Origin of the sequence: Kouleothrix sp., from assembly GCF_046328425.1 — a bacterium.
Taxonomy (GTDB): domain Bacteria; phylum Chloroflexota; class Chloroflexia; order Chloroflexales; family Roseiflexaceae; genus Kouleothrix.
This window is the reverse complement of the sequence record NZ_JAXLWP010000004.1, coordinates 143,161-166,931: the sequence shown is the minus strand read 5'-3', so window position 1 is coordinate 166,931 and position 23,771 is coordinate 143,161. Positions and strand designations below refer to the sequence as shown.

The following is a 23,771-nucleotide window of genomic DNA, read 5'->3' as shown; positions in this document are numbered from 1 at the left end:
GATTTTGGGGCCGCAGGCCCCCAAACCCCCACCATTATTATTTCCAATAAAGTCTATTATACGACGGGTTCGCGAACCGGGCGAAGCCGCTGCGGCGGCATATTTCATGCTGCGCTGCCAGGATAGCAATACTCGCGCCGTAGCGGAAAGGGAACCGTATGCCGGGCCACGATATCATCGTGATTGGCGCTTCGGCCGGTGGGGTCGAGGCGCTGATTACGCTTGCGCGTGGGCTGCCCGCCGAGCTGCCAGCGGCGGTGTTCATGGTGCAGCACCTGCCGGCCAGCGGCCCCACACTGCTGCCCGAGCTGCTCGGCAGCGCCGGCCCGCTGCCCGCGAGCATCCCGCGCGACGGCGCGCCGATCGCCCAGGGCCAGATCTACCTGGCGCCGCCCGACCGGCACATGCTGATCGAGCCCGGCCATATCCATATTGTGCCAGGCCCAAAGGAGAACGGCTTTCGCCCGGCGATCGACGCGACCTTTCGCACTGCGGCGCGCGCCTATGGCCCGCGCGTGGTTGGCGTGATCCTGACAGGCATGCTCGACGACGGCACCGCCGGGCTGCTGGCGATCAAGCGCCGTAGCGGCGTGGCGCTGGCGCAGGCCCCTGCCGAAGCGCCGTTCCCCAGCATGCCGGTCAATGCCATCCGGTATGTCGACGTCGACGCGGTGCTGTCGCTGGCCGAGATCGCGCCCATGCTGGCGCACCTGGCCGGCGAGCCGGCCGCCGAAAGGAGCGATCTGCCCATGGACGACGATACCGATCACGCCGCCGACATCCTTGAGATGCGCCCCGCCGCGCTCGAGAGCGCCGCCGACCAGGGCGTAGCTGTGCCGTTCTCGTGCCCCGACTGCGGCGGCGTGCTGGCCGAATTCTACGACGGCGACCTGTTGCGCTTCCGCTGCCAGGTGGGCCACAGCTACTCGCGCGAAAGCCTGCTGGCAAGCCAGACCGAGCAGCTTAGCTACCAGCTGTGGGCGGCCTACCGCGCGCTCAACGAGCGCGCCACCCTGGCGCGGCGGCTCGCGCGCGACGCGCACCGCCTGAACGATCAGTTTGGCGAGCACCGCTTCTCGCAGCTGATCGCGCAGGCCGAGCAGCAGAAAGAGCGCGTTCGCGCCGCGCTGATCAAAGACGACCCCGACGGCGACACGGGCGAGTAGGCCGGCAGCGCCGCGCATATGCAGCATCTGTGCTATACTCCTCGCAATTCGATCCGCAAACGCGAACGCACAGAGGGGTTTGCGCTATGTCGCTGCTACCAAGCGCCACCGTCGCCGAGATCGCCCGCTACGACGGCCAGACCGTCACGCTGGCCGGCTGGGTGGCCAATAAAACCGAGAAGGGCAAGCTGATCTTTCTTCGCCTGCGCGATGGCAGCGGGGCGATCCAGTGCGTGGTATTCAAGAAGAACGTGCCCGAAGCGACCTTCGCCGCCGCCCAGCAGCTCACGCTCGAAAGCTCGTGCCGCGTCAGCGGGGCGGTGCGCGCCGACGCGCGCGCCCCCGGCGGCTACGAGCTCGACGTCAGCGCGCTCGAGGTGGTGCAGGTGCCGGCCCAGGAGTACCCCATCCAGCCCAAAGAGCACGGCACCGAGTTTCTCATGGAGCACCGCCACCTGTGGGTGCGCTCGGCCAAGCAGCACGCGCTGCTGCGCATCCGCGCCGAGGTGATCGCCGCCGCCCAGGAGTGGCTCAACAGCCAGGGCTTCGTGCGCTACGATACGCCGATCCTCACGCCGGTGGCCGCCGAGGGCACCACCAACCTGTTCGCTACCGAGTACTTCGACCTCGGGCCGGCCTACCTGGCGCAGACTGGCCAGCTCTATGTCGAGAGCGGCATGATGAGCTTTGGCAAGGTCTACTGCTTTGGCCCGACGTTTCGCGCCGAGAAGAGCAAGACCCGCCGGCACCTCACCGAGTTCTGGATGATCGAGCCCGAGGTGGCGTTCGCGACGCACGAAGACAACCTGGTGCTGCAGGAAAACTTCGTCAGCGCGATCGTGCAGCGCTGCCTCGAGCGCCGCGCCGAGGATCTGAAGGTGCTCGAGCGCGACACCGCCACGCTCGAGCGCTGCCTGCCGCCATTCCCGCGCATCAGCTACGACGACGCGCTGGCACTGATCGAGCAGAATCAGGGCCAGGTCGAGGCCGCCACGCCCATCCCATGGGGCGAAGACCTCGGCGCCCCGCACGAGACGCTGATCGCCAGCAAGTTCGACAAGCCGGTGTTTGTGGAGAAATACCCGGCCGCGGTGAAGGCGTTCTACATGGAGCCCGACCCGGCGCGGCCCGAGGTGGCGCTCTGCGCCGACCTGCTGGCGCCCGAGGGCTATGGCGAGATCATCGGCGGCAGCCAGCGCATCCACGACGCAGCGCTGCTCGAGCAGCGGCTGCGCGAGCACGGCCTGCCGGTCGAAAGCTACCAGTGGTACCTGGATCTGCGGCGCTACGGCTCGGTGCCGCACTCGGGCTTCGGCATGGGCATCGAGCGCTGCACCGCCTGGATCGCCGGCACCCACCACATCCGCGAGACGATCCCCTTCCCGCGCATGCTCTACCGGATCTACCCGTAGGCAAGAGCCGGGAATCAAAAACCGAGAACCGCTGACAGCCAGGCGGTTCTCGGTTTTTGTTGGCTCTCGCCGCTAGTACGTCTTGATCCGGCTGCCGACCGCGCTCTTCACCGTGCCGATCGCGCGGCGCGCGGTGTTGACATACGCGGTGTATACCGCCGCCCGGCCGATCATCAGCGGCGCGGCGATCAGCATCAGCAGGATGGCCGGCACATACCAGCCCCAGGCGATCGGCGGGAAGCCGCCCTTGCCAAGGAAGAAGAAGATCAGCCCGCCGCCGATCAGCGTGTTCAGCAGCGAGACATTGCCGCGCTGCATATACGGGTTGGCGATCAGGTCGCGCAGGTTGCCGAGCACCAGCAGCACGCCGGCCACCAGCGCGAAGTAGCCGTCGATGCCGGCGCGGAAGAAGCTGAGCAGCGCCCAGATGCCGAATAGCACCAGCACGCCAATGCCGATATACAGATACAGCGGCGGCACGCCCGAGCCGCGCCGATACGGCCCGCCGCTATAAGAACTTCCGTTTCCGTTGTACATTGCAGCCCCCTTTGTTGCTCCGCACGATTGCGTTCTGCCGGTGATACGATCGCGCTGCGCGCTTTGTTGCAGCTAGAAGATCTCTTTCACGCGGAACATGCCCTCGCGCTGGTCGGGCGCATTGGCCAGCACGTCTTCGCGCGGCAGCGAGGGCCGCACTTCGTCTTCGCGCAGCACGTTGGCCAGGTCGGTCACCTGGGCGGTTGGCGCGACGCTGCCGACGTCCACTTCCTTGAGCATGTCGATGTAGTCGAGAATGTGCGACAGCTCGTGCTGCAAGCTCTCGAGCTCGCCGGCCGAGAGCCGCAGCCGCGCCAGGTGTGCGACATGCTCGACTTCTTTGATGCTGAGCGGCATTGGTTGGTTCTCGCTTTCTGTCTATGCTTTGAGCTGTTTTGTGCGCGATGCGCGCTAGAATTCCGGCATTACGGCGTTGGGCTGGGCGTGGCGGTTGGCGCCGGCGTGAGAATGGGCGTTTCGGTGCCGCTCGGCGCCGGCGTGGCCGGGCCAGGCGTCTCGGCCGGCGGCGTGGGCGAACCCTCGGGCGTGGGCGTGGGCGGCCGCAGCGTCAGCGTGACGCGCGGCGGCGGGCCGGCCAGCGTGATGCCTTCGGGCAGGCTGATCGCCGGCTCGAGCGTGTAGCTGCCGGCGTCGCGCCCGCGCGCGCTCACCACCCCCTGCAGCGAGCTAGGGTCGAAGGCTGCCAGCCGCGCGGCCGAGCCGGCCAGCGACACCTGGATGATCTGCGGGCTGAGCGACGCCGTGAGCCCGCCCGGCACGTCGACCACGCTCACCGGCACTGGCAGCGTCAGCTGGAATGGCCGCTCGATCGGCGCCAGCTCGATCTGCACCGTCACCGTTGTCGGCTCGCCGGCCGCCAGCCCGATGTTCGCCGGGATGCGCAGCTGGGCCGAGCGGCGGATCACCTGGCTGCCGCCGCTGATGTCGACGCCCTCGGTATTAATGCTCGACACCGCCTCCAGCGGCTCCGAGCTGCCCGTCAGCCGCACGAACTGCGGCTCGACCGAGATATTGCGCACCAGGTAGCCGCTGGCGGGCTGGCCCTCGAGCAGCGGCACCACCGGCACGCGCTTGATCCCCGCGCTCGAACCGATCGGCACCAGCACATTGACGCTGCCCGGCTCGATGCTGACGCCGGCCACTTCGCCGCCGTCGGCGCCGAGCGCCTGCACCAGCCGCGGCGAGTTGTAGTTGGCGGTCAGCCGGTCGATATCGGCCGTCACCAGCGCGCGGCTCACCCGGTCGACGCGGCTCTGCGGGCCGCGCACCAGCACCGTCTCGACCGCCTGGCCGCGCAGCGTCAGGCGCGGCTTGCCGGCCTCGAAGCTAAACGGCACATTCCCCGAAAGCTCGATCGTCAGCGGCACGGTGCGGGTGATCTCCTGCTCGAGCCGGATCGGCAGAAAGCTCGGCTTGGTCGAGAAGGTCAGGCGCTTCAGATCCGAGCGCGTGGTCTCGACATCGACGGGCACCTGGTGCTCGCCCGCGCTCAGGCCGGTCAGGTCGACGAGCGCGCGCAGCGAGCTTTGCTGCACATTCTTGAGCGTCTCGGTGTCGGCCTGCACGGTGACGTTCACCGCCGGCAGGCTGGCGCGCGGCATGCCGTCCTTGTCCACCAGGATCAGGTCGGGCGCGCGGCCCACCACATCGACCGGCACGCTATCGTACGAGGTATCGCGGTCGGGGTTCTGGGTATACGAAACAAACACCCACAGCGCGAACGCCAGGCCGATCGAAAGCATAAGCCGCAGGCCGGTCGAGCGCAGCCAGCTCACGTACCGTTCTCCTCGAGCGAAACTTTCAAAAGCCCCGCCAGCATACTGCGCAGGCGTGCCTCGTTGAGGTAGCTGACCATGCGCCCGTCGTTCATGAGCGAGATCGCGCCGGTCTCTTCGGACACCACCACGGCGATCGCGTCGGACTGCTCGGAGATGCCCTTGGCGGCGCGGTGGCGCGTGCCGTAGCGCCGTGGCCCGCCGACATCCTCGCTGAGCGGCAGCACCACATTGGCCGCCAGGATGCGGTTGCCACGCAGGATCACGGCCATGTCGTGCAGCGGCGAGTTGGGGTAGAAAATATTCAGCAGCAGCGGCACCGCCAGCCGCGAGTCGATGATCACGCCGCGATCGGCATACTCTTGCAGGCCGACCTCGCGCTCAACCACCATCAGCGCGCCCACGCCCTGCTGCGAAAGCTGCTGCGCCGCGCGCGCCACGCCATTGATCGTCTCGAGCAGCTCGGAGCGGTTGGCGCGGCCGAACGAGCGCCCGAACAGGTCGTTGGTGCGGCCGAGGCTTTCGAGCGCGCGGCGCAGCTCGGGCTGGAACAGCACCGGGATGGCCACGAACAGCGCCGGCTGGATGGCGTTGGTCAGCAGCCAGCGCAGCGTATCGAGCGGCAGCACGGTGCTGAGCAAGATCGACAGCGCCAGCACCACGCCGATGCCGCGCAGCAGCTGCACCGCGCGCGTGCCGCGGATCACCCCGAGCAGCCAGTAGAAGATCAGCGCGACGATCGCGATATCGATCAGCGGCTTGGGGTCGATCAGGGGGTTGAGGCGCGAAAAGACGCGGTTAAGGCCCTCGATCAGCGTTTGTAGTTCAGGCATACGTCAGTTCTAAAAAGCTGTTTGAAAAGGGTGGTTTGGAGCGACTGCGTCCCTCCAAACGTCGGTGTTTCTGGCGGGTCGCGGCCACGAATGCCGCCGCGACCCGCCAGAAAGGGATGCGCGAGGGGCGATGCCCCTCGCACTCGCCTTTTCACACAGCTGAAAACCCGGCATATGGCGCTAGCTACCCTTGGCCTGCGCCTGCTGCTGCTCGTACATACGCCTGGCCGCAGCCTGCAGCGCTTCGATCCGCTCGGTCTCGACGTTCGGCATTTTGGCCAGGCGGCCGTAGATCCGCACTGCCTGCTCGAACTCGCTGCGGCGCATGAGCGCATCGCCAAGCTGGTACAGGTTGTCGGTGTCGTTCTGGTCGAGCCCGTAGATCTGGTGCATCTCGGCGATCGCGTTGTCGAAATCGCGCATCTGGATGAGCAGGCGCACGATCTGCTTCTTTTCGCTGATCGCGTCGACGGTGCGGCCGGCCAGCGTGTACATGAACGAGAGCCACTGGCGCGCCTCGACGTCGTTCGGCGCAATCTGCACGATCTTGTCGTACAGCGTGCGGGCCTTGTCCTGCTGGCCGAGTGTCCAGTGCACCTCGGCGGCCTGCTGCAGGCTGGCGACGGCGTCTTTCAGCTGGCCGGCCTTGCGCTGCAGGTCGGCGGCGCGGTTCAGCCCATCGACGCCCTTGTCGAGGTAGCCGCGGCGGATCTGCATGCGCGCCAGCCGGGTGACCATGGCGATATTGTTAGGCGCGAGCTTGGTGCCGTACTCAAGCGTCTCGATCGCCCGGTCGAGATCCTGGCGGTTCTCGTAGTGGCTCGCCAGCTCGTCGAGCTGGGCCAGCGCGTCGCCGAGCTTGCCCTGCTGGAAGTAGACATCGGCCAGCTTGGTGTAGATCGCCCGGTCGTAGGGCAGGTGTTTTTTCGCGGCCTGTAGCGCCTGCTCGGCGCCGGCCATGTTGCCCGAGGCGGCGTAGGCTTCGGCCATGCGCCGCACCAGATCGCCCTGCGAGAGCGGCACGGCGAACGGAAAGCGCGCGGCCGGGTCGACGGTGTAGCTGCGGGCCACGGCCTGGCCGCGCTTCAGCTGCTCGAGCGCGTCGTCGGCCTGGCCGAGCGCGATGTAGCTATCGGCCATAGCCTGGTGCACCAGCACCGCCGGCAGCAGCGGGTCTTCGCCGTCGGCGAGCAGCGCCTCGGCCTGCTCGAACTCGAGCAGCGCCGAAGGGTGCTGGCCGGCGCGCTGCTGGATGATCCCCAGGATATAGTGAAGCAGCGGCTCGTCGCTCACCATCAGCGCGGCGCGATACTCGGCCTGCACCGGCGAGAGCAGCTGCGGCTGGCCCTTGAGCTGCTCGAGCAGGGTGGCCAGCGACTGCCACAGCGCCACCGGCTGCTCGTGCATGAGCGCCAGGGTCATGTTCACGCGCGCGATGCCGACCGGGTCGTTCTGGCTGTGCTCGAGCGCGCGCCGGAACTCGACCAGCGCGGCCTCGTAGCGCTCGAGCTTGAGCAGCGCCTCGCCGTACTGCGCGCGCAGCACCGGGTTGTTCGGCGCCAGCTGCACGCCGCGGCGGTATTCCTCAAGCGCCTTGTTCGTCTGGCCCATGCGGAAGTAGCTGGCCGCCACCATCGCGATCTGCTCGGCGGCCTCCTGGTTGCGGCCCTCGTTCTTGAGGATCTCGGCCAGGCGCGAGCGCGGGTTGATCGTGTCGGGCGAGAGCTGGATCAGCCGCTTATACACGTCGATCGCCGGGCGTGGCTCGCCGCGCACCATGTAGGTGTCGATCAGCAGCTGGTACTTCACCAGCGCCTCCTCGGGCCGCGACTCGCGCTCGTAGATCTCGCCCATGCGCAGATGGATCGGCAGGTACTCGGGGTTGAGCCGGATGACCTCCATGCAGGCGTCGAGCGCGCTGAGCATCAGGCGCTGCTCGATATACTTCTCGCTGGCGAGCACGTAGCGCTCGCAGATCTCGTCGAGGCCGCTGGTGTCGAGCGGGGTGAGCGGCGCGGCGGCCTGGGGCGGTGCGGCGGGCAGCGCCTCGAGCGCGGCCAGCGGATCGAGCACGGCGGCCTGGGGCGGCGCGGCGGTGGCGGCAAAGAAATCGACGCTGCTCGAGTCGGCGAGCTTTTCGGGCTTCAAGAAATCGGTGATTGGCCGGATCTTGCCCCATGTCTCGGGCATGGGCTCTTCGGGATGTGCCGGAGCCTCGGGCTGCGGCTCGGGCATCGTCAGCGCGCCAGTGCCGAGCGTGCGCAGCTTGGCGAACATATTGCGCTCGGTCAGCTCTTTGGCTTTCTGGCGGAACTCATCGGCGCGCTCTTTGCCCCAGCGCTTGCTGTTGAGGAAGTTGGCCAGTGTCGAGTAGAGCGAGGCTGCGCGGGCGATGTCGCCGAGCTGGGTGTAGATCGACGCCGCGCTCTCGTACATCTGAATCAGGTCGTCGGATTCGGATTTGCCGATCGTCTGCAGATCGACCAGCCGGATGGTCTGCTCGAACTCCTGGGCGGCATCTTTCATGCGGCCGAGCGCCTGGTATGCCGCGCCGAGCGAGTAGTGCGCCGAGAGCGCGTACTCCGGGTCGGCGGCGGCGCGCTGCAGCGCCGGCACGGCGCGCTCGAAGTCGCTGCGCTCCTGGTAGAGCAGCCCGAGGCTGTAGAACACATCGCTGCGCTCCATGCCCATGGCCACGGCGCGCTCGTACTGGCCGATCGCGCCTGCGGTGTCGCCGGACTCCTGGTGGCGCTGGGCCAGCGCGATGATCTGCTCGATCGCGAACTGCTGCGAGCGCAGCGCGCCGGTAGCGCCAGGTGGCGCGATCGGCGGGGCCGCCTCGGCGGCGGGCGCGCTGGCCACGGCAATTTGCGCGGCGCTGGCGAGCGTCTCGTGGAGTGTGGCGATCTGCTCTTTGGCCTCGCGGCTGGCAGGGTCGAGCCGCAGCGCGCGCTCGGCGAAGGTAGTGGCCTCCTCGATCCGGCTCTGGGCCTGGAGCTGGCTTGCCAGCTCGAGGTATTCGGCTGCGGCCTCGGCCGGGCTGCTGGCCTCTTCGAGCAGGCGGGCGAGCTGGCCGCGCTGGGCCTCGGAGTCGGGCCGCAGGCGCAGCACCTCGCGCAGCGCCTCGATGGCGCGGGCGGTCAGGCGGCGGCTGGCCTGCAGATCGGCCAGCTGGGTGTAGGCGGCGACGGCGGCAGCGATGCTGCCCATGCGCTCGTGGGTGCGCGCCAGGTACTCGAGGAAGAACGGGTTATTCGCATCGACGGCGCGCAGCTCTTCGAGCAGCTGCAGCGCCTGTGGGTACTTGCCGGTGTTGAACAGCGCCACCACCACGGATGAGCGCGCGTCGACATCTTGTGGAAATTCCTGCAGGGCGCGCACCGACTGTTTCAGCGCCTCGTCCCACTGTTTTTGGCGCGCGGCCTCGCGGCTTTGCTCCATGGCGCGGTCGTAGAGAGCTCGGTTCCCTGGCATCGATCGCCTCCCAGTGTCGGCAAGGTGGCGGGCATGTAGGAATTGGGCGTCAGAAGCCCCAGTATTACGCTCTCTATGATAGCACAGATCGCCAAGTGCGGCTGCCCTGGCGTCAGGGCTCGCGCAACGTGTTTCGACCCCTCCCCTAACCCCCTCCCCTGTCAGGAGTGGGTGCTTGCACATCTGGTTGTGAGGTGCGGTCGCCGCCGCGACCGTTAGCCGTCACTCTCCCATATCCCGATCTTCCCGCACGCGGGAGAGGGGATGGCAAGAGGGAGTGAGGGCCGACTTTGCACCAGCCCTGGCGTATGCCCGGCGTCTAGCTGGGCATACGCCGCCGGCTGGCCGGGGTGAACGGGTAGCGCTGGTAGCGCTGCTCCATGGTCAGGCGGCGGTAGTCGCCGGCCTCGATCATAATATGCTGGTTGCACAGCGCCCGGTCGCTCATGCGCGAGAAGATCCGCGGGTCGATATCTTCGGGCTTGCGGTTGCTGGTGATCACGGTCGAGAGCGCGTAGTTGTAGCGGTGGTTGATGATCTGGAACAGCTTCTCGCGCGCCCAGGCGGTGGTATTCTCGGTGCCGAGGTCGTCGAGGATCAGCACCTGCACGTCGCGGATGGCCTCGAAGCGCTCGTCGTACTCGACCTCGCTGGAGGGCCCGAAGGTGGCGCGCAGGTGGTCGAGCAGGTCGGGCACCACCGCGAACAGCACGTGATAGTGGTTCTGCAGCAGCTCGTTGGCCACGGCCGCGGCCAGGTGGGTTTTGCCGGCGCCGTAGTTGCCGAACATGATCATCCAGCCCTGCGGCCGCGCGGCGTACTTCTGGGCGGCGTAGTAGGCGCCCTGCACGCCGGGCACTGCGGCGTTGAAGTTCTTGAAGGTTTTATCGTTGAACGGGCCGAGGTTGCTGATCTCGTAGAGCTTCTCGGCAGCGCGGCGGCTGAGCTCCTGCTGCTTGCAGATGCAGGCCATGAGCTTGCCGAAGTTCGGGTGGCCGAACGGCACCTCTTCCTTGTAGTAGCCCACACCGTCGCAGTGCGGGCACACCGGCTCAGAGGTCTTTGGTATCGCTGCCGCGTCGGAAAAGGTCGCCGTACGGTCCATCGAAGTATTTTTCAACATCAATAGGTCGCTCGGGGCGATTCGCCGCATCTTGTCGTCCATGGGCAGCCCACCTCTCCAAAACTTTGCTGATATAACGCCACGATCGCGCGTTGGCGCGCACGGCCTCGCGGATGGCGTCTTCGATCCAGTGCATAGGGTAGCGCTCTTCGGCCTCGCGCAGCTCGTCGAGCAGCATGGGTGTCACCAGCCCGATGTTGTGCTCGTACAGGGTGATCAGCGCCGGGCGCTCGTCGGGAGCGCTGGCGTTGGGCGCGAGCGCCGCGCCGGCCTCGCCGATGCGCTCGGCCCACAGCCGGTTGGCGGCGGTGTTGACAACATACCAATTGACGGCGCGCCCGTCGTCGGGCAGCACCACGTGCAGCAGCGTGGTGCGCTGCACTGCGGCCTCGAGCCCCTCGGCCAGCAGGTCGTCGGGGGCGCGCAGCTTCGAGAGCGCGCGCAGCCCGCGCCGCAGCGTCTTGTCGGCCGCCAGCTCGTCCCAGCTGACGCGCCGTGGCGCGCTGCCGCGCTGCCGGCTCATGCGGTAGAACACGTGCAGTGTCACCTTGAGCTCGGTCGGCAGGGTGATCTGCGGCAGCACCTCGGCGAACAGCTCGGGCGGCAGGCCTACCAGCTTATCGGTTGTGAAGCCCGTGAATGGCATTGCAATACGCCAGGTTTATATTAGATCAGGGCAAACGCAGTTGCCGCCCTCAGCCTTCGGCAGAGCGGTGCTATGCTTCGTATCGTGTCCATTTTCCGCGCGGAGCCCGGAACAACCGCATACAGAAGATGCACACGTACCCTGCTGCCGCAGGCTCAATCGCGTACCGTGAGGAAGCTGAATCACGCAAGTGTGTAACTCCTATAGATATGCAGCCTAGATCTTCTCGTCGTGGTCGGCCGGGCGCACGCTGCGGGCCTCGGCTCTGCGCCAGCGCCAGGTTGTGAGGCGCGTGAGCTGCTTGCGCGCGCGCGCCAGCGCCAGCCCGAGGATCAGCAGCCCGCCGGCGAAGGTCAGCACCCAGGCCAGGATCACCCAGCCATCCTGCTGCGGGTCGCTCAGCCGGTCGACGACGCTGAAGGTGTCGGCGAGAAACGACGACACGGCCATGAACAGCACGATCACGCCGAGCACGATGCCCAGGTTGTTTGTGCGCATGCCCTGCCACTGCAGGCGCATGTCGTTGTAGTACGACAAGAAAAAGTTCAGCTGCTCGACATTGGTATTCACCAGGTCGAGCGTCTCGCCGATCGCCAGCTCGCGCAGCAGCGCGTCGAACTTGCGGCGCGCGAAGTCGGCCCTGAACGCGGTTGTCGAGACGGCCATGCTGCGCAGCTCGGGCAGGCTGTCGAAGATATCGGAAAGCCCGGCCGCCAGGTGGTCGAGCAGCATCAGATCGTCGGCGCTGAGGTGGCCGTCGTTGATCTTGCGCGTGAGCCCCGGCACCTGGCCGAGCAGCGCGGTGGTGCGGCGCTCGGCCTGCTGGGCCTCGGCGCGAAACGCCACCAGGTGCTCGATGCCGCGCATGATCCCGGCCCAGTAGGCGCCGTAGGCGCGCGCGTCGAGGCCCAGCTCGCCGCCGACATACGCCAGCCCGCGGCCGATCAGCGGGTAGTACAGCAGCGCGCTCTCGCCGGTGAGCAGGCACAGCTCTTCCTCCCACGACGACGCGTCGCGCTGCATGAGGGCGTGTGCCGGCTGCTCGGCGTGGTGGGCAAAGCGCCGCTCGCCGTCGCACTCGACCAGCGTGCTCTCCATGAACGACGCCAGCATGGGCGCGTAGTCGCGCTTCAGCTCGTGCGGCGCCACCAGCCGGCCGTCGCGCTCGATCTTGCGGAACGCGTAGACGACATAGCGATCGAGCCGGACAGTATGTGGCAGTTGCTGGGGCGTGGCGAAGCGGATGGCGCGCGGCGCATCGTCGCCCGGCAGCGCAATCGTGCGCCCGATCGCGTCGAGAAAGGCCTCGAGGATGCTCATGGCGATCGACCACTGGTCGTGGGCCAGCGGCTGCTCGCCGTGCGCGGGCAGCTCGAGGATCTGCTCGGTGCAGGCCACCAGCGAGATATTCTCGAACGCCTGGTCGAGCGTGATCACCGCGAGGCCGTTGCGCGAAAGGCGGATGCGCCCGGCCCAGCGCTGCCAGTGGCCGATATCGGTACAGCCGAGCCGCAGCATTCGCTCGCGCATGCTGCTGTCCCAGGCGATCTTGTATGTCGGGAAGAAGTGATTGTGCATCAGCCGCGAGCGAAAGATCCGCAGGGTGTAGGCGTCGCGCTCGACCGTGCGGGTGTCGTCGTCGGCGCCAAAGGGCGCGCTGGGGTGCAGCCCGCGCAGCGCCTCGGCGAACGCCTCGGAGCCGCGCCGGTGCCGGAACTCGTCGGCGTCGGCGGGGTGCACGAAGCTGCCGAGGTTGATCACCAGCACCAGCCGGGCCATGCCGGTGACGCGCAGCGCGGCCTCGGGCAGGCGCGAGGGCGTGGCAGCGGAGTAGGTTGTGGTGGTCTGCGAGATCATGGCCTGGTTGCCTTTGCGTATGGGCACTACTTCCATTATACGCCGGTTAGCCCGACAATTGATGGAAATTGGGCAATTCACCGATTACGCAGATGACACAGATTCGGTCGCTTATGCGAAAAGTAATCTGTGCCGTATGTGTAATCGGCGGATAATCGAACGCTAGTAGCCCTCGGGCGTGCGGTAGGTCAGGTCGTCGAAGCGCGTTGTCGCGGCGTCGAAGCGCATCGGCACCACGCCGATCGGGCCGTTGCGATGCTTGGCGATGTGCAGCTCGGCAATGCCCTTTTTGTCGGTGTTCGGGTCGTACAGCTCCTCGCGGTAGATGAACATCACGATGTCCGCATCCTGCTCGATCGATCCACTTTCTCTCAGGTCGCTCAGCATTGGCACGTGGCTTTGGCGGCCCTCGACCGCGCGCGACAGCTGCGAGAGCGCGATCACCGGCACGTTCAGCTCGCGCGCCAGCGCCTTGAGCCCGCGCGAGATCTCGCTGACCTCCTGGACGCGGTTTTCGCTGCGGCGGCCGGCCATGAGCTGCAGGTAGTCGATGATCACAATGTCGACGCCATACTGCGATTGGAGCCGCCGGGCCTTGCTGCGCACCTCCATGATGCTGAGGCCGGGCGTGTCTTCGATATAGATCGGCACCGCGGCCAGCCGGGCCATCGAGCTCATCACCACCTGCAGCTCGGCCTCGCCGACGTGGCCGGTGCGCAGGCGGTGCGTGTCGATGCGCGAGTCCATCGCCAGCAGGCGCTGCACCAGCTGGTCGCGACTCATCTCGAGGCTGAAGATGCCGACGTTGCGCTGGTGGCGCAGTGCGATGTTGTAGGCCAGGCTGAGCACAAACGAGGTGTTGTGCGCGTAGATGTCCTGGGCGATGAAGTTCGAGCCGTCGGGCACGGTCAGGTCGTACACCTGCTGCTCGCCGAGCGGCTCGATCGCCACGATCGGATCCCAGAAGATCTCGGGGCCGGCGGCCTGCTTGGGCTGCGGGCTCGGCTGCGCCGAGGGTTCCGGCCGCGAGCGCGGAAGGCTGCGCTGGGTGTGCGGGCGGGTTGGCTCGCTTGGTGGGAGCCCGTGCGGCTGGCTGGCCTGGCGCGCAAGCTCCCAGGTTGCTTGGGGCGGGCGGCCGGCGTTGATCAGGCGCAGCGGCAGCGCGTGGGTATGCTGGGCGAAGCGCTCGGCCTTCTCGCCGATCCAGCCGATCTCGCGCTGGTAGCGCTGCACCGAGTCGGGGTCGGTCATCTGCACGCGCCAGGCGCCCGCCTTAGCCTGGTATAGCCGCGCGACCAGGCCGAAGCGCACGAAGGCGTGGTGGAGGTCGGCCGCGAGCGGCTGCGAGGCGACGGTGAACTCGATCCGTGGCAGGCCGGCCACCAGGTAGATCGAGCCAGCGCAGCTCATCAGCGCGCGCACGAACTCGGCCAGGCGGCGCTTGCTCCAGGTCCATGCGCAGCCGGGGAAGCGCCTCTCGCGCGCCGGCCTGCCCTGCAGCCCAAGCGGCGCGAGCCAGGAGTAGACCGGGTTGGGGCCGCCGCGCCCCGGCCGCGCTACGGAGTACGTGCCCGCGCGCTGGCGCACGGTGCAGCCGGGGAACAGCTCGGCCACGGCGGCCCTGAAGTCGGCGACGATCGCCGCGTCGGCGCTGGTGAACCCGGGCGACGAGGCGGCCAGGCTGCCCTTGGCGAGCAAGTAGGCCAGCAGGCGCACCTGCGCGAGCGGCCAGGACTCGTCGGCGCCGAACACTGGCAGTGCGCGCGGCACCGCGATCGACTGGCCGACCGCGAGATGCTCGACCTTGACCCAGCCGCGCGCGGTCAGCAGCGGGTGGTTGCCGGTGGCGTCGAGGCTGCGCCCGCTCCGGGTGCGCACGCGAAAGCACGGCTTGACGCCGCTGTCGACCCAGGCTGCAACCTGGGCCGGCCGCACCCGCCCAAAGTCGTCGATGCCGAGCACTGCCGGCAGCTTGCGGCGCACGCACTCCTCGATCGTCAGGCGCGCGCCGGTGGCCGGGTCGTCGAGCAGCGTCGAGGCCGCCACACACTTGCCGACCGAAGGGCGCGCCGCCAGGATGATCAGGTCGGACTGCTGGAGGCCGCCGGTGATCTCGTCGAGGTCGCGGAAGCCGCTGGGCACGCCCACCACCTCGCCGCGGTGCTCCTGCAGGTAGTTGATCTGCTCGTAGTAGCTGTCGATCACCTGGCTGATCGGCACGAAATCCTGGGTAGCGCGGCGCTGCGAGATATCGAACAAGGTCTGCTCGGCCTTGTCGAGCGTGTCTTCGAGCTCTTCCTGCTCGTTGTAGCCGAGCGCGGCGATCTTGCCGCCGGCGCTGATCAGCTTGCGCAGCAGCGCGGTGCGCTCGATGATCCGCGCGTAGTACTCGACGTGGTACGAGGTCGGCACGGTATCGACGAGGTCGCTCAGGTAGGCCACGCCGCCGACCGCCTCGAGCCGGTCGCGGCGGCGCAGCTCTTCGGAGACGGTGCGCGTGTCGGGGGGGATGCGCGCGTTGTAGCACGCCAGCATGGCCTCGTAGATCTGGGCGTGGCGCTCCATGTAGAAGAACTCGGCAACCAGCCATGGCGCCACCGCGACGATCGCCTCGCGGTTCAGCAGGATCGAGCCGAGCGTCGCTTTTTCAGCCTCGATGTTGTGCGGCAGTTCAGGGTGCGTCATGCACGTGCCTTTCCCCAGTTATGCCCAAGCTCTACGCAGCTCATCTACAGCTCGTCCCCAAAGTTATCCACATGGCCCTTAGACGCGATAATGTGCCACACCGCGCTGCGGGTGTGACACATTATCGCATGTCTGTGCTAGTTGTCCACCGCTGCGGCGAACGACTAGCGCTGCTAGGTTAGCGCCGTGCGCTCTACTCGGCGGTGTCCGGGTCGGCAGGCAGCTCGATCGAGCCGGCCTCGCCCTCGACAACCACATTCACCAGCGGCTCGAGGCCCTGGATCAGCAGCACCTTGACCGGGTAGATGCCAATGCGCTTGATCGGCTCGTCGAGGTCGATCTTGCGGCGATCGACTTCGACGCCCGTCTGCTGGCGGAGCTTCTCGGCGATATCGGCGCTGGTGACCGAGCCATACAGCCGGTCGAGCTCGCCGACGCGCGCGGTGAAGCGCAGCGTCTGGCCGGCGATGCGCGCGGCCAGCGCCTCGGCGTCTTTGCGGGCGGCCTGCTGGCGCTTCTGCTGCGCGGCCAGGCGCTCTTCGGCCTGCTTCACCTGGCCCTTGGTGGCCAGCACGGCGAAGCCCTTCGGCAGCAGGTAGTTGCGGCCGTAGCCGCCCGACACTTCTTTCACATCGCCCGACTTGCCGAGCTTGTCGACGTCCTGCACCAGCAGGACTTTCATCTTGTTGCCCATGTTCCTGGTCGTTCCTTCATCAACCCACGACGTAGCGGCGTGGCGCCGCTACCGGCTCAGAGGGAGTAGGCAGCCACTCGGCTGCGCGGTTAACAGTGCAGGCTATGATACCATAGGGGCGGCGCGCGCGTCAACGCGGCATCGCAGCGGCGCCTCAGGCGCCGTAGAGCGCCACAATCACCAGCGGCGAGATCAGCCCCTCGATCAGGCCGGCCAGCAGGAACAGCGGAACCAGCACAAACAGCCACATTTTGGCGAGCTGCGCCAGCGACCACAAGATATTCTGGCCGACGGTGAAGCCCTGCGGCGGGGCCATGAGCGCGGCGCCGACGCGCAGGCCCAGCGCGGCGCCCAGCATCGCCGTGGGCAGCTCGACAATGCCGTGCGGCAGCACGTAGGCCAGCACGAACTGCAGCGGGCTGCCGTGCCCGAGCGCCAGCCAGCTGCCGCCGCGGCCGGCCAGCGACCCTGCCACAAAGCTGATCTGCGCGAACGCCACCGCCGGCACCAGAAACGCGAAAACGCCGAACACAAACAGCGAGAAGATCCCCGAGAGCGCGGCTACGCGCATGTTGTTGATTGCGATCCCCAGCCCCAGCCCCAGGCTCGGCACCGGCGCGCGGCCGATATTTTCGAGGTAGGCTTCGAGCGGGCGCACGCGGTAGGTGCTGCCGATGTAGCCGCCGCTCAGCAGCCCGCCCAGCGCGGCGATAAGCGCTACCGCGATCGGCAGCCGGTAGTCGCGCAGCAGCGCCGGCAGCTCGCGGCGGTAGAACCGGCCGGGCGAAAAGCGCTGGTGTGCGTAGGCCTCGGGCGCGACGCCGGCGGGCCGGTACTCGCGAAAAAACGTCATCCAGGTGCGGCCGACCTGGCGCAGGTTCAGCTGCTCGTGCTCGCGCGACAAAATCTCCTCGCGGTTGAACGCGCCCATGCCGGTGCGGATCAGCGCGATGGCGATCACCGCGAGCAGCAGCACAATCAGCCACAGCACCGCCCAGGCGCGCGCGGTGCGCCCGATGATCAGAATGGCCTCGAGCTGCACCACCGAGGCGGTGGGCAGCAGCACAAAGCTGGCCAGCAGGTTGGCGGCGCGCACGCTGGTGGTATGGCTCGAGATGATCACCGCGCTGGCGACCATCACGATCGCCTTGGCGGTGATCAGCAGCACGATCACCAGTATGTACTCGGCGGTGAGCCCGCGCGCGAACAGCTGCGGGTAGCCCAGCCACAGTGCGGTGCAGAACACGCCCATGGCGGTGAAGGCCGAGATCAGCGGCGGCAGCAGCGACGAGGCGAGCTTGCCGAGGTACAGCGCGCCATCGGAGATCGGCATGGCCAGCAGCGCCTCGAGGCTGTTGCGCTCGCGCTCGCCCACGAACGTCTCGAGCGCGGTGATCAGCGAGAACGACGCCGGGATGAAGCCGACCAGCAGCATCACGAACGGCACCAGCAGCGGCACGGTGGTGTCGTCGGCGATGAAGCGGATGGCAAAGTTGGCCGCGCTCACCAGCAGCAGCGGCAGCACAAACGCCAGGATGAACATCGGCGCCAGGATGCGCCAGTCGGTGAGCGTGTCGCCGACCTCGCGCCAGGTGATTGTGCGGATCGCGCTGATGCTCACTGCTGCACCTCCTTGTCTCCGACAAGCAGATCTTCGGAGAGTGAGGCAGCGGGATCAGCTGCTTCACCGCCGCCTTGCGGGCCTGGCGCATTGTCGCCGTCGGCGCTCCAGGCCCCGCGCTCGCCGCGCTCGTCGGCCACGATGCTCAGGTATACGTCTTCGAGGCTGCGCGGCAGCTCGGCCAGGCCGACGATCGGCAGCCCGCGCGCCGCCAGGCGGCTGACGATCAGCGGGTTGACGCGCGCGGGATCGGTGCAGCGGAACTGCACCCAGTCGTCGCCGAGCGCCTCGACCGGCGCGAGGCCGCCGAGCGACTCGGCCAGGTGCTCGGCCGGGGCGGCCAGCCGCAGCTCCCAGATCGGGTCGCCGAGCAGCTGGCGGGTGAGCTGGGCGCGGGTGCCCTCGGCCACGACGGTGCCGCCGCGCACCACCACGATCCGGTCGGCCAGGGTCTCGGCCTCGACCAGGTTGTGGGTGGTGAGCAGGATCGTGCGGCGCGCGGCGCGCAGCTCGCCGATCGCGTCGCGCACGGTTCGCGCGCTGTGCGGATCCATGGCGGTGGTTGGCTCGTCGAGGAACAGCACCGGCGGGTCGTGGATCAGCGCGCGGATCAGCGCGACCTTCTGCTTCATGCCCTTGGAGTAGCTGTCGAGCCGCTTGTCGCGCGCGTCCCACAGGCCGAACTGCCTGAGCAGATGCTCGGCGCGGCTAGCGCACGCGCGGGCGCTCATGCCCTGGAGCGCGCCGAAGAACGCCAGGTACTCGAGCGCGCGCATACGGTGGTACAGGCCGGGGAACTCGGTGAGCAGCCCGACGACGTGGCGCACCTCGCGGGCCTGGGCCACCACGTCGTAGCCGGCGACGCGCGCGCGGCCGGCGCTGGGGCGCAGGATCGCGCCGAGCATGCGCACGGTGGTGGTTTTGCCGGCACCGTTTGGCCCGAGCAGCGCCACGACCTCGCCCTCGTCGACGCGCAGCGAGATCTCGCGCACGGCCTGGAAGGTGCCAAAGATTTTATGCAGTTGCTCGGCTTCGATCATGGGCGGCTCCTGTGCGGTAGCGATGCGGCGATGTTTGTCTTTCAGTATAGCAGGGTTGCGGCGGCGGCGCTCGCAACGCGCTATAATAGCGGCGCGGCCGGATCGCCAGGCGGGATGTATGCCAAAACGTGAAGATATCGAACAGGCCATTGGCGCGATCGAGGCGCAGCGGGGCGCGCTCGGCGACGCGCTGACCGACGCGGCGCTCGCGCCGCTGCGCCAGCAGCTCGCCGCGCTCGACGAGCAGCGCAAGCTGGTGACGGTGCTGTTCGCCGACATGGCCGGCTTCACCGCCACCGCCGAGACGATGGACCCCGAGGATGTGCGCGACGTGATCCGCGCCTACTTCGGCCGCCTCTCGGCGGCGATCACCCGCCACGGCGGCTGGATCGAGAAGTTCATCGGCGACGCGGTGATGGCGATCTTCGGCATCCCCACCGCCAACGAGCGCGACCCCGAGCACGCCATCCGCGCCGCTCTGGACATGCACCAGTCGCTGGCCGACTTGAACGCCGAGCTTGAGCGCGAGCGCGGCATACGCCTGGCCATGCGCATTGGCATCAACACCGGCCCGGTGGTGGTGAGCTTCCTGGGCGGCCGCCAGGGCGAAGATTTCGCGGTGGTGGGCGACACCGTGAACCTGGCCAGCCGGCTCGAGCACGCCGCGCCGGTTGGCGGCATTCTGATCTCGCACGCCACGCACCGCCACGTGCGCGGCCTGTTCGACTTCCAGCCGCTGCCGCCGCTGGCGGTGAAAGGCAAGGCCGAGCCGATCCAGGTGTACGAGGTGCGCGGCGCGCTGCCGCGCACGTTTGAAACGCTTGGCCGTGGCGTGCAGGGCATCGAGACGCCGCTGATCGGGCGCGACGGCGAGCTGGCCGCCCTGCAGGAGGCGCTGCGCGCCACCCGCGAGCAGCGCCACGCGCGGGTGGTGACGATCGTGGGCGAGGCCGGCGTGGGCAAATCGCGCCTGCTCGAAGAGCTGCTCGAATGGGGCAGCCGCGAGCGCGACCAGGTGTGGCTGTTTCGCGGCCGCGCCGGCCAGGAGCCGGGCCGCCGGCCCTACGCGCTGATCCGCGACCTGTTCGAGTTCCGCTTTCAGATCCAGGACAGCGACCGCGCGGCCGAGGCGCGCCAGAAGCTCGAGCAGGGCATTGTGAGCTTTATGGGCGCGGGCGGCGCCGAGCGCGCGCCGTTTATCGGCCACCTGCTTGGCTTCGACTTCTCGGCCAGCCCGCAGCTGCAGGGCATCCTCGACAACGCTCGCCAGCTGCGCGACCGGGCCTTTCTCTACCTGGCCCAGTTTTTTGCCGCCGCCGCCGAGGCCCATCCAGTGCTGATCTGCCTGGAAGACATCCACTGGGCCGACGACAGCTCGATCGAGGTGCTCGAGTACCTCACGCGCGCCTGCGAGCAGCTGCCGATGCTGTTCATCATCCTCACGCGGCCGGCGCTGTTCGAGCGCCGGCCGGCCTGGGGCGGCGAGAGCCCCGCGCACACCCGCCTGGTGCTGCGGCCGCTGAACGAGGCCGAGAGCCGCCACCTCGTGGCCGAGATCCTGCGCCAGGTTCGGCACACGCCGGCCGAGCTGGTCGATCTGGTGATCGGCCGCTCCGAGGGCAACCCGTTCTACCTCGAGGAGCTGATCAAGATGCTGATCGAGGACGGCGTGATCGTGATCGACCCGCAGGGCTGGCGCGTTGAGGTCGGCCGGCTCGCCGAGACGCGCGTGCCGCCCACGCTTACCGGCGTGCTTCAGGCGCGTATCGACGCGCTGCCGCCCGAGGAGCGCGCGACGCTGCAGCGCGCCTCGGTGATCGGGCGGGTGTTCTGGGACGCAGCGGCCGAGCGGCTGGCCTCCGACGGCCGGGCCGGGCGCAGCGCCCAGCGCGACCTGCGCGCGACGCGCGATATCGCCAGCATCATGCGCACCCTGCGCGAGCTCGAAGCCCTGCGGGCCAAGGGCCTGACGCTGCTGCGCCCGGCGTCGTCGTTCGCCGGCACCCAGGAGTATATGTTCAAGCACGCGCTGCTGCACCAGGTGACGTACGACAGCGTGCTGAAACGCCAGCGCCGCCAGTACCATACGCAGGCCGGCGAGTGGCTGATCGAGCGCAGCGGCGAGCGCGTGGGCGAGTATGCCGGCCTGATCGGCGAGCACTTCGAGCGCGCCGACGAGCGCGACCGCGCCGCCGACTGGTATGCCCGCGCGGCGCGCCAGGCCCAGGCGCTCTACGCCCCCGACGTGGCGCTTGAGTACTTCCGCCGGGTACTGGCGCTGCTGTCCGAGGGCGACGGTGGCGATGTGGCCGAGGCGATGCGCCGCGCCGCTGCCTACGAGGGCTTGGGCGAGATGCTGCTGTGGCAGGGGCGCTACAGCGAGGCCGCGGCCGGCTTCACCGCGATGCGCGCCGCCGCCGAGCTAGCCGGCGACGCGGTGGCCCAAGCGCGCGCCTGGTATGGCCTGGCCGAGGTTCGCGAGCGCCAGAACGACCACGCCGCCGCGCTCGAAAGCGCCGGCCAGGTCGAGCGCATCGCTCAGGCGGTTGGGGCGCAGACCGAGCTGGCCATGGCTCTGCTGCTCCAGGGCTGGTGCTTGTTTCAGCTCGGCAAGACGCAGGCCGCGCTGGGGCTGGGCGAGGCGGTGCTGCTGCTGGCCACCGAGCACGACGCGCTGCGCGAGATGGCGCGCGCGCTGAATCTGATCGGCGTGATCCAGCGCGCCTCCGGCGAGCTGCCGAGCGCCGCCAGGTCGATGCGCAGCGCGCTTGAGCTGCACCGCGACCTTGGCGACCGGCTGCGTGTTGGCGGTACGCTCAACAACCTTGGCCAGACGCACGAGGCGCGCGGTGAGTACGCCCTGGCGGCCGAGCACTTCGACAACGCGCTGGCGATCGCCCGCGAGATCAACGACCCTGAGCTGGAGTTTTTGTCGCTGGCGAACCTCGGCGGCGCGCTGGCGCTGCTGTGCCGCTCCGGCGAGGCCGTGGATCTGCTGCGCCAGGCGCTGCAGATCGGCGAGTCTTCGGGCTGGCCCGACCTGGCGCGGGTGTACTGCCGGCTGGCCGAGGCCTGCCTCGGCCACGGCGACGTGGCCGCCGGCCTGGCGGCGCTGCGGCAGTCGTTTGAGCTGGCCGCCGCGCGGCGCGACCGCGCGGCGCTCGGGCTGGCCTGGCGTGCGCTTGGCTACCTGGCTGCGCTGCCGGCCGGGCGCGTGGCCCTCGATGCCGCGCCGATCGTGCTTGCGCGCTCGCTGCCCCAGCCGATTGCGCGGGCATGCTTCGCCGAAAGCGTGAGGCTGTTCGCCGAGCTGGGCATGCCCCACGAGCGCGCCCGCAGCATCGAGGCGCTGGCGCGCTACGAGGTCGCGCACGGCGACCCGCTGCGCGGCGCGACATTGGCGCGCGAGCTGAGCGTGGTATTCGCGCGGCTGGGCATTGTCGGCGCGCCGCGCATAAGCGAACAGGCGACAGCATGACCGAAACCGAGCACGACGATCCGCCTGCGACCGGCGCGGCGCTTGAGCACGAGCTGCGCGAGCTGCGCGACCAGGCCGCCGCGTTCGCGGCCCAGCACGAGCTGATTGAAAATCTGGTGGCGGTGGCGCGCTCGGCGCCTGATGCCTCGATGATCGAGGCGACGCTCGAGAAGATGCTCGCGCTGGCTATCCGGCTTACCGCCGCCAGCAACGGCAGCCTGTTCCTGCTCGACGAAGCGGGCGCTGTCGTGGACAGCATCCTCACGCGCGGCAGGGCCACCGTCGAGCAGCGCCGCGCGATCATCGGCAGCGTGATGGAGCGCGGGCTCTCGGGCTGGGTCGCGCGCGAGCGCGTGGTGGGCCTGATCGCCGATACGCAAACCGACGCGCGCTGGTTCACGCTGCCCTACGAGCCATACTCGTTTCGCTCGGCGCTGGCGGTGCCGCTGCTGCGCGGCGGCCAGCTGCTGGGCATCCTGAACCTGCTGCACGGCGCGCCCGGCCATTTTACCCAGCGCCACGCCCACCTCATGGAGCTCACCGCCGCCCAGATGGCGCTGGCGCTTGAGAATGCTCGGCTGTACAGCGCCGCCCAGCAGGAGCTGGCCGAGCGCCGCCGCGCCGAGGCCGCGCTGCAGAGCGCTAACGCCGAGCTTGCCGCGGCCAAGGCCCAGCTCGAGCGCTGGATGCAGGCGCGCCTGCACGAGACCGAGGCGGCCGTCCACGATATTCGCCACGGCATGCACGATGTCATCTCGGCGCTCGATATTCTCAAGCTCGATCTGCTCGAGGCGCACGTGGCGCCGGCGGCGTACCAGCCGGGCGCGTCCAGCGTCGGCGCCGCGCTCGACGGCGTCGCGGCGCTGCTCGACGATATGCTCGACGCCGCCCGGCTGCGCAGCAATACCCTCACGCTTAGCCTGGCGGCGGCCGACCTGCCCGCGCTCGTGCGGCAGGTGGCCCAGCGCTTCGACGTCACCTGCCGCATGTTCGGCTGCACGCTGGCGGTCGAGGCCGACCAGGGCACGCCGCCGGTCTGGTGCGATCGGCGGCGCATGGCGCGCGTGCTTTATAATGTGCTGCATAACGCAATCAGGTATTCGACGGTGCGCGACGACAACGCCGCCGGGCAGGTGGTGGTGGCGATCGCCCCGGCCGGCGAGTGGGTCGAGTGCCGCGTCAGCGATAACGGCCCCGGCATCGCGCCCGAGCAGCTCGCCCAGCTGGGCCAGCGCTTCGCGCGCGTGGCCGATGGCGCCGCGCTCGAGGGCACCGGCCTGGGCCTGAACTTCAGCATTGGTATTATGCAGCTCCACGGCGGCACACTGCGCATCGGCTCGCCCGGGCTTGGCCAGGGCGCCACCGTGACGCTGCGCCTGCCGCGGGCACATGCGGAAGGGTGAACAGAT

General features: G+C 68.6%; 16 protein-coding genes. 4 read left to right on the top strand and 12 right to left on the bottom strand.

The features are described 5' to 3' along the window. The first annotated feature begins 158 nt into the window (after window positions 1–158). The gene (locus U0177_RS03535) at window positions 159–1,166 is read left to right on the top strand and encodes a chemotaxis protein CheB (RefSeq protein WP_409569211.1); all 1,008 of its coding nucleotides are present in this window, start codon (window positions 159–161) and stop codon (window positions 1,164–1,166) included. An 86-nt stretch (window positions 1,167–1,252) separates the two neighbouring features. Further along, window positions 1,253–2,578: an asparagine--tRNA ligase gene (gene asnS, locus U0177_RS03530; RefSeq protein ID WP_409569210.1), complete on the top strand. Its 1,326-nt coding sequence runs from the start codon at window positions 1,253–1,255 to the stop codon at window positions 2,576–2,578. A gap of 72 nt (window positions 2,579–2,650) precedes the next feature. On the opposite strand, the gene U0177_RS03525 is transcribed toward asnS, so the two are convergent. From U0177_RS03525 to U0177_RS03470, 12 genes are all read right to left on the bottom strand, one after another. Beyond that, a complete protein-coding gene (locus U0177_RS03525; protein ID WP_409569209.1) occupies window positions 2,651–3,115 on the bottom strand; it encodes a hypothetical protein in 465 nt (154 codons plus the stop codon). 72 nt (window positions 3,116–3,187) lie between these two features. Continuing rightward, window positions 3,188–3,472: an Asp-tRNA(Asn)/Glu-tRNA(Gln) amidotransferase subunit GatC gene (gene gatC, locus U0177_RS03520; protein WP_409569208.1), complete on the bottom strand. Its 285-nt coding sequence runs from the start codon at window positions 3,470–3,472 to the stop codon at window positions 3,188–3,190. A 68-nt stretch (window positions 3,473–3,540) separates the two neighbouring features. Further along, window positions 3,541–4,911, bottom strand: coding sequence for a CdaR family protein (locus tag U0177_RS03515; RefSeq protein ID WP_409569207.1), 1,371 nt, complete (start codon window positions 4,909–4,911; stop codon window positions 3,541–3,543). After that, complete coding sequence (gene cdaA, locus U0177_RS03510) at window positions 4,908–5,744, bottom strand: diadenylate cyclase CdaA (RefSeq protein ID WP_409569206.1); 837 nt, start codon at window positions 5,742–5,744, stop codon at window positions 4,908–4,910. The genes U0177_RS03515 and cdaA overlap by 4 nt, the downstream gene beginning before the upstream one ends. Window positions 5,745–5,924: 180 nt before the next feature. Beyond that, window positions 5,925–9,218 (bottom strand): tetratricopeptide repeat protein, encoded by a 3,294-nt coding sequence (locus U0177_RS03505; protein ID WP_409569205.1) that lies wholly within the window; start codon window positions 9,216–9,218, stop codon window positions 5,925–5,927. A gap of 319 nt (window positions 9,219–9,537) precedes the next feature. Continuing rightward, the gene (locus tag U0177_RS03500) at window positions 9,538–10,341 is read right to left on the bottom strand and encodes an ATP-binding protein (protein ID WP_409569204.1); all 804 of its coding nucleotides are present in this window, start codon (window positions 10,339–10,341) and stop codon (window positions 9,538–9,540) included. Continuing rightward, complete coding sequence (locus U0177_RS03495) at window positions 10,271–10,987, bottom strand: DnaD domain-containing protein (protein WP_409569203.1); 717 nt, start codon at window positions 10,985–10,987, stop codon at window positions 10,271–10,273. The genes U0177_RS03500 and U0177_RS03495 overlap by 71 nt, the downstream gene beginning before the upstream one ends. A 216-nt stretch (window positions 10,988–11,203) precedes the next feature. Then, window positions 11,204–12,871: a hypothetical protein gene (locus tag U0177_RS03490; RefSeq protein ID WP_409569202.1), complete on the bottom strand. Its 1,668-nt coding sequence runs from the start codon at window positions 12,869–12,871 to the stop codon at window positions 11,204–11,206. 135 nt (window positions 12,872–13,006) lie between these two features. Beyond that, complete coding sequence (gene dnaB / locus U0177_RS03485) at window positions 13,007–15,529, bottom strand: replicative DNA helicase (protein ID WP_409569201.1); 2,523 nt, start codon at window positions 15,527–15,529, stop codon at window positions 13,007–13,009. A 193-nt stretch (window positions 15,530–15,722) separates the two neighbouring features. Continuing rightward, window positions 15,723–16,223, bottom strand: coding sequence for a 50S ribosomal protein L9 (rplI, locus tag U0177_RS03480; protein ID WP_409569200.1), 501 nt, complete (start codon window positions 16,221–16,223; stop codon window positions 15,723–15,725). Window positions 16,224–16,377: 154 nt separating this feature from the next. Beyond that, entirely contained in the window at window positions 16,378–17,844 is a 1,467-nt protein-coding gene (locus U0177_RS03475; protein WP_409569199.1) for a stage II sporulation protein M, read from the bottom strand. Further along, window positions 17,841–18,884, bottom strand: coding sequence for an ABC transporter ATP-binding protein (locus U0177_RS03470; RefSeq protein WP_409569198.1), 1,044 nt, complete (start codon window positions 18,882–18,884; stop codon window positions 17,841–17,843). Before U0177_RS03470 ends, U0177_RS03475 begins: the two co-directional genes overlap by 4 nt. A 118-nt stretch (window positions 18,885–19,002) precedes the next feature. Here U0177_RS03470 and U0177_RS03465 point away from each other — a divergent pair, with 118 nt between their 5' ends. Next, window positions 19,003–22,362, top strand: coding sequence for an adenylate/guanylate cyclase domain-containing protein (locus U0177_RS03465; RefSeq protein WP_409569197.1), 3,360 nt, complete (start codon window positions 19,003–19,005; stop codon window positions 22,360–22,362). Further along, the gene (locus U0177_RS03460) at window positions 22,359–23,765 is read left to right on the top strand and encodes an ATP-binding protein (protein ID WP_409569196.1); all 1,407 of its coding nucleotides are present in this window, start codon (window positions 22,359–22,361) and stop codon (window positions 23,763–23,765) included. Before U0177_RS03465 ends, U0177_RS03460 begins: the two co-directional genes overlap by 4 nt. Window positions 23,766–23,771: the final 6 nt, after the last annotated feature.

Coding starts and splice junctions, on each gene's coding strand:
- U0177_RS03535 (WP_409569211.1), top strand. CDS start 159: ATGCCGGGCCACGATATCATCGTGATTGGCGCTTCGGCCGGTGGGGTC.
- asnS (WP_409569210.1), top strand. CDS start 1,253: ATGTCGCTGCTACCAAGCGCCACCGTCGCCGAGATCGCCCGCTACGAC.
- U0177_RS03525 (WP_409569209.1), bottom strand. CDS start 3,115: ATGTACAACGGAAACGGAAGTTCTTATAGCGGCGGGCCGTATCGGCGC.
- gatC (WP_409569208.1), bottom strand. CDS start 3,472: ATGCCGCTCAGCATCAAAGAAGTCGAGCATGTCGCACACCTGGCGCGG.
- cdaA (WP_409569206.1), bottom strand. CDS start 5,744: ATGCCTGAACTACAAACGCTGATCGAGGGCCTTAACCGCGTCTTTTCG.
- U0177_RS03505 (WP_409569205.1), bottom strand. CDS start 9,218: ATGCCAGGGAACCGAGCTCTCTACGACCGCGCCATGGAGCAAAGCCGC.
- U0177_RS03500 (WP_409569204.1), bottom strand. CDS start 10,341: ATGTTGAAAAATACTTCGATGGACCGTACGGCGACCTTTTCCGACGCG.
- U0177_RS03495 (WP_409569203.1), bottom strand. CDS start 10,987: ATGCCATTCACGGGCTTCACAACCGATAAGCTGGTAGGCCTGCCGCCC.
- dnaB (WP_409569201.1), bottom strand. CDS start 15,529: ATGACGCACCCTGAACTGCCGCACAACATCGAGGCTGAAAAAGCGACG.
- rplI (WP_409569200.1), bottom strand. CDS start 16,223: ATGGGCAACAAGATGAAAGTCCTGCTGGTGCAGGACGTCGACAAGCTC.
- U0177_RS03470 (WP_409569198.1), bottom strand. CDS start 18,884: ATGATCGAAGCCGAGCAACTGCATAAAATCTTTGGCACCTTCCAGGCC.
- U0177_RS03465 (WP_409569197.1), top strand. CDS start 19,003: ATGCCAAAACGTGAAGATATCGAACAGGCCATTGGCGCGATCGAGGCG.
- U0177_RS03460 (WP_409569196.1), top strand. CDS start 22,359: ATGACCGAAACCGAGCACGACGATCCGCCTGCGACCGGCGCGGCGCTT.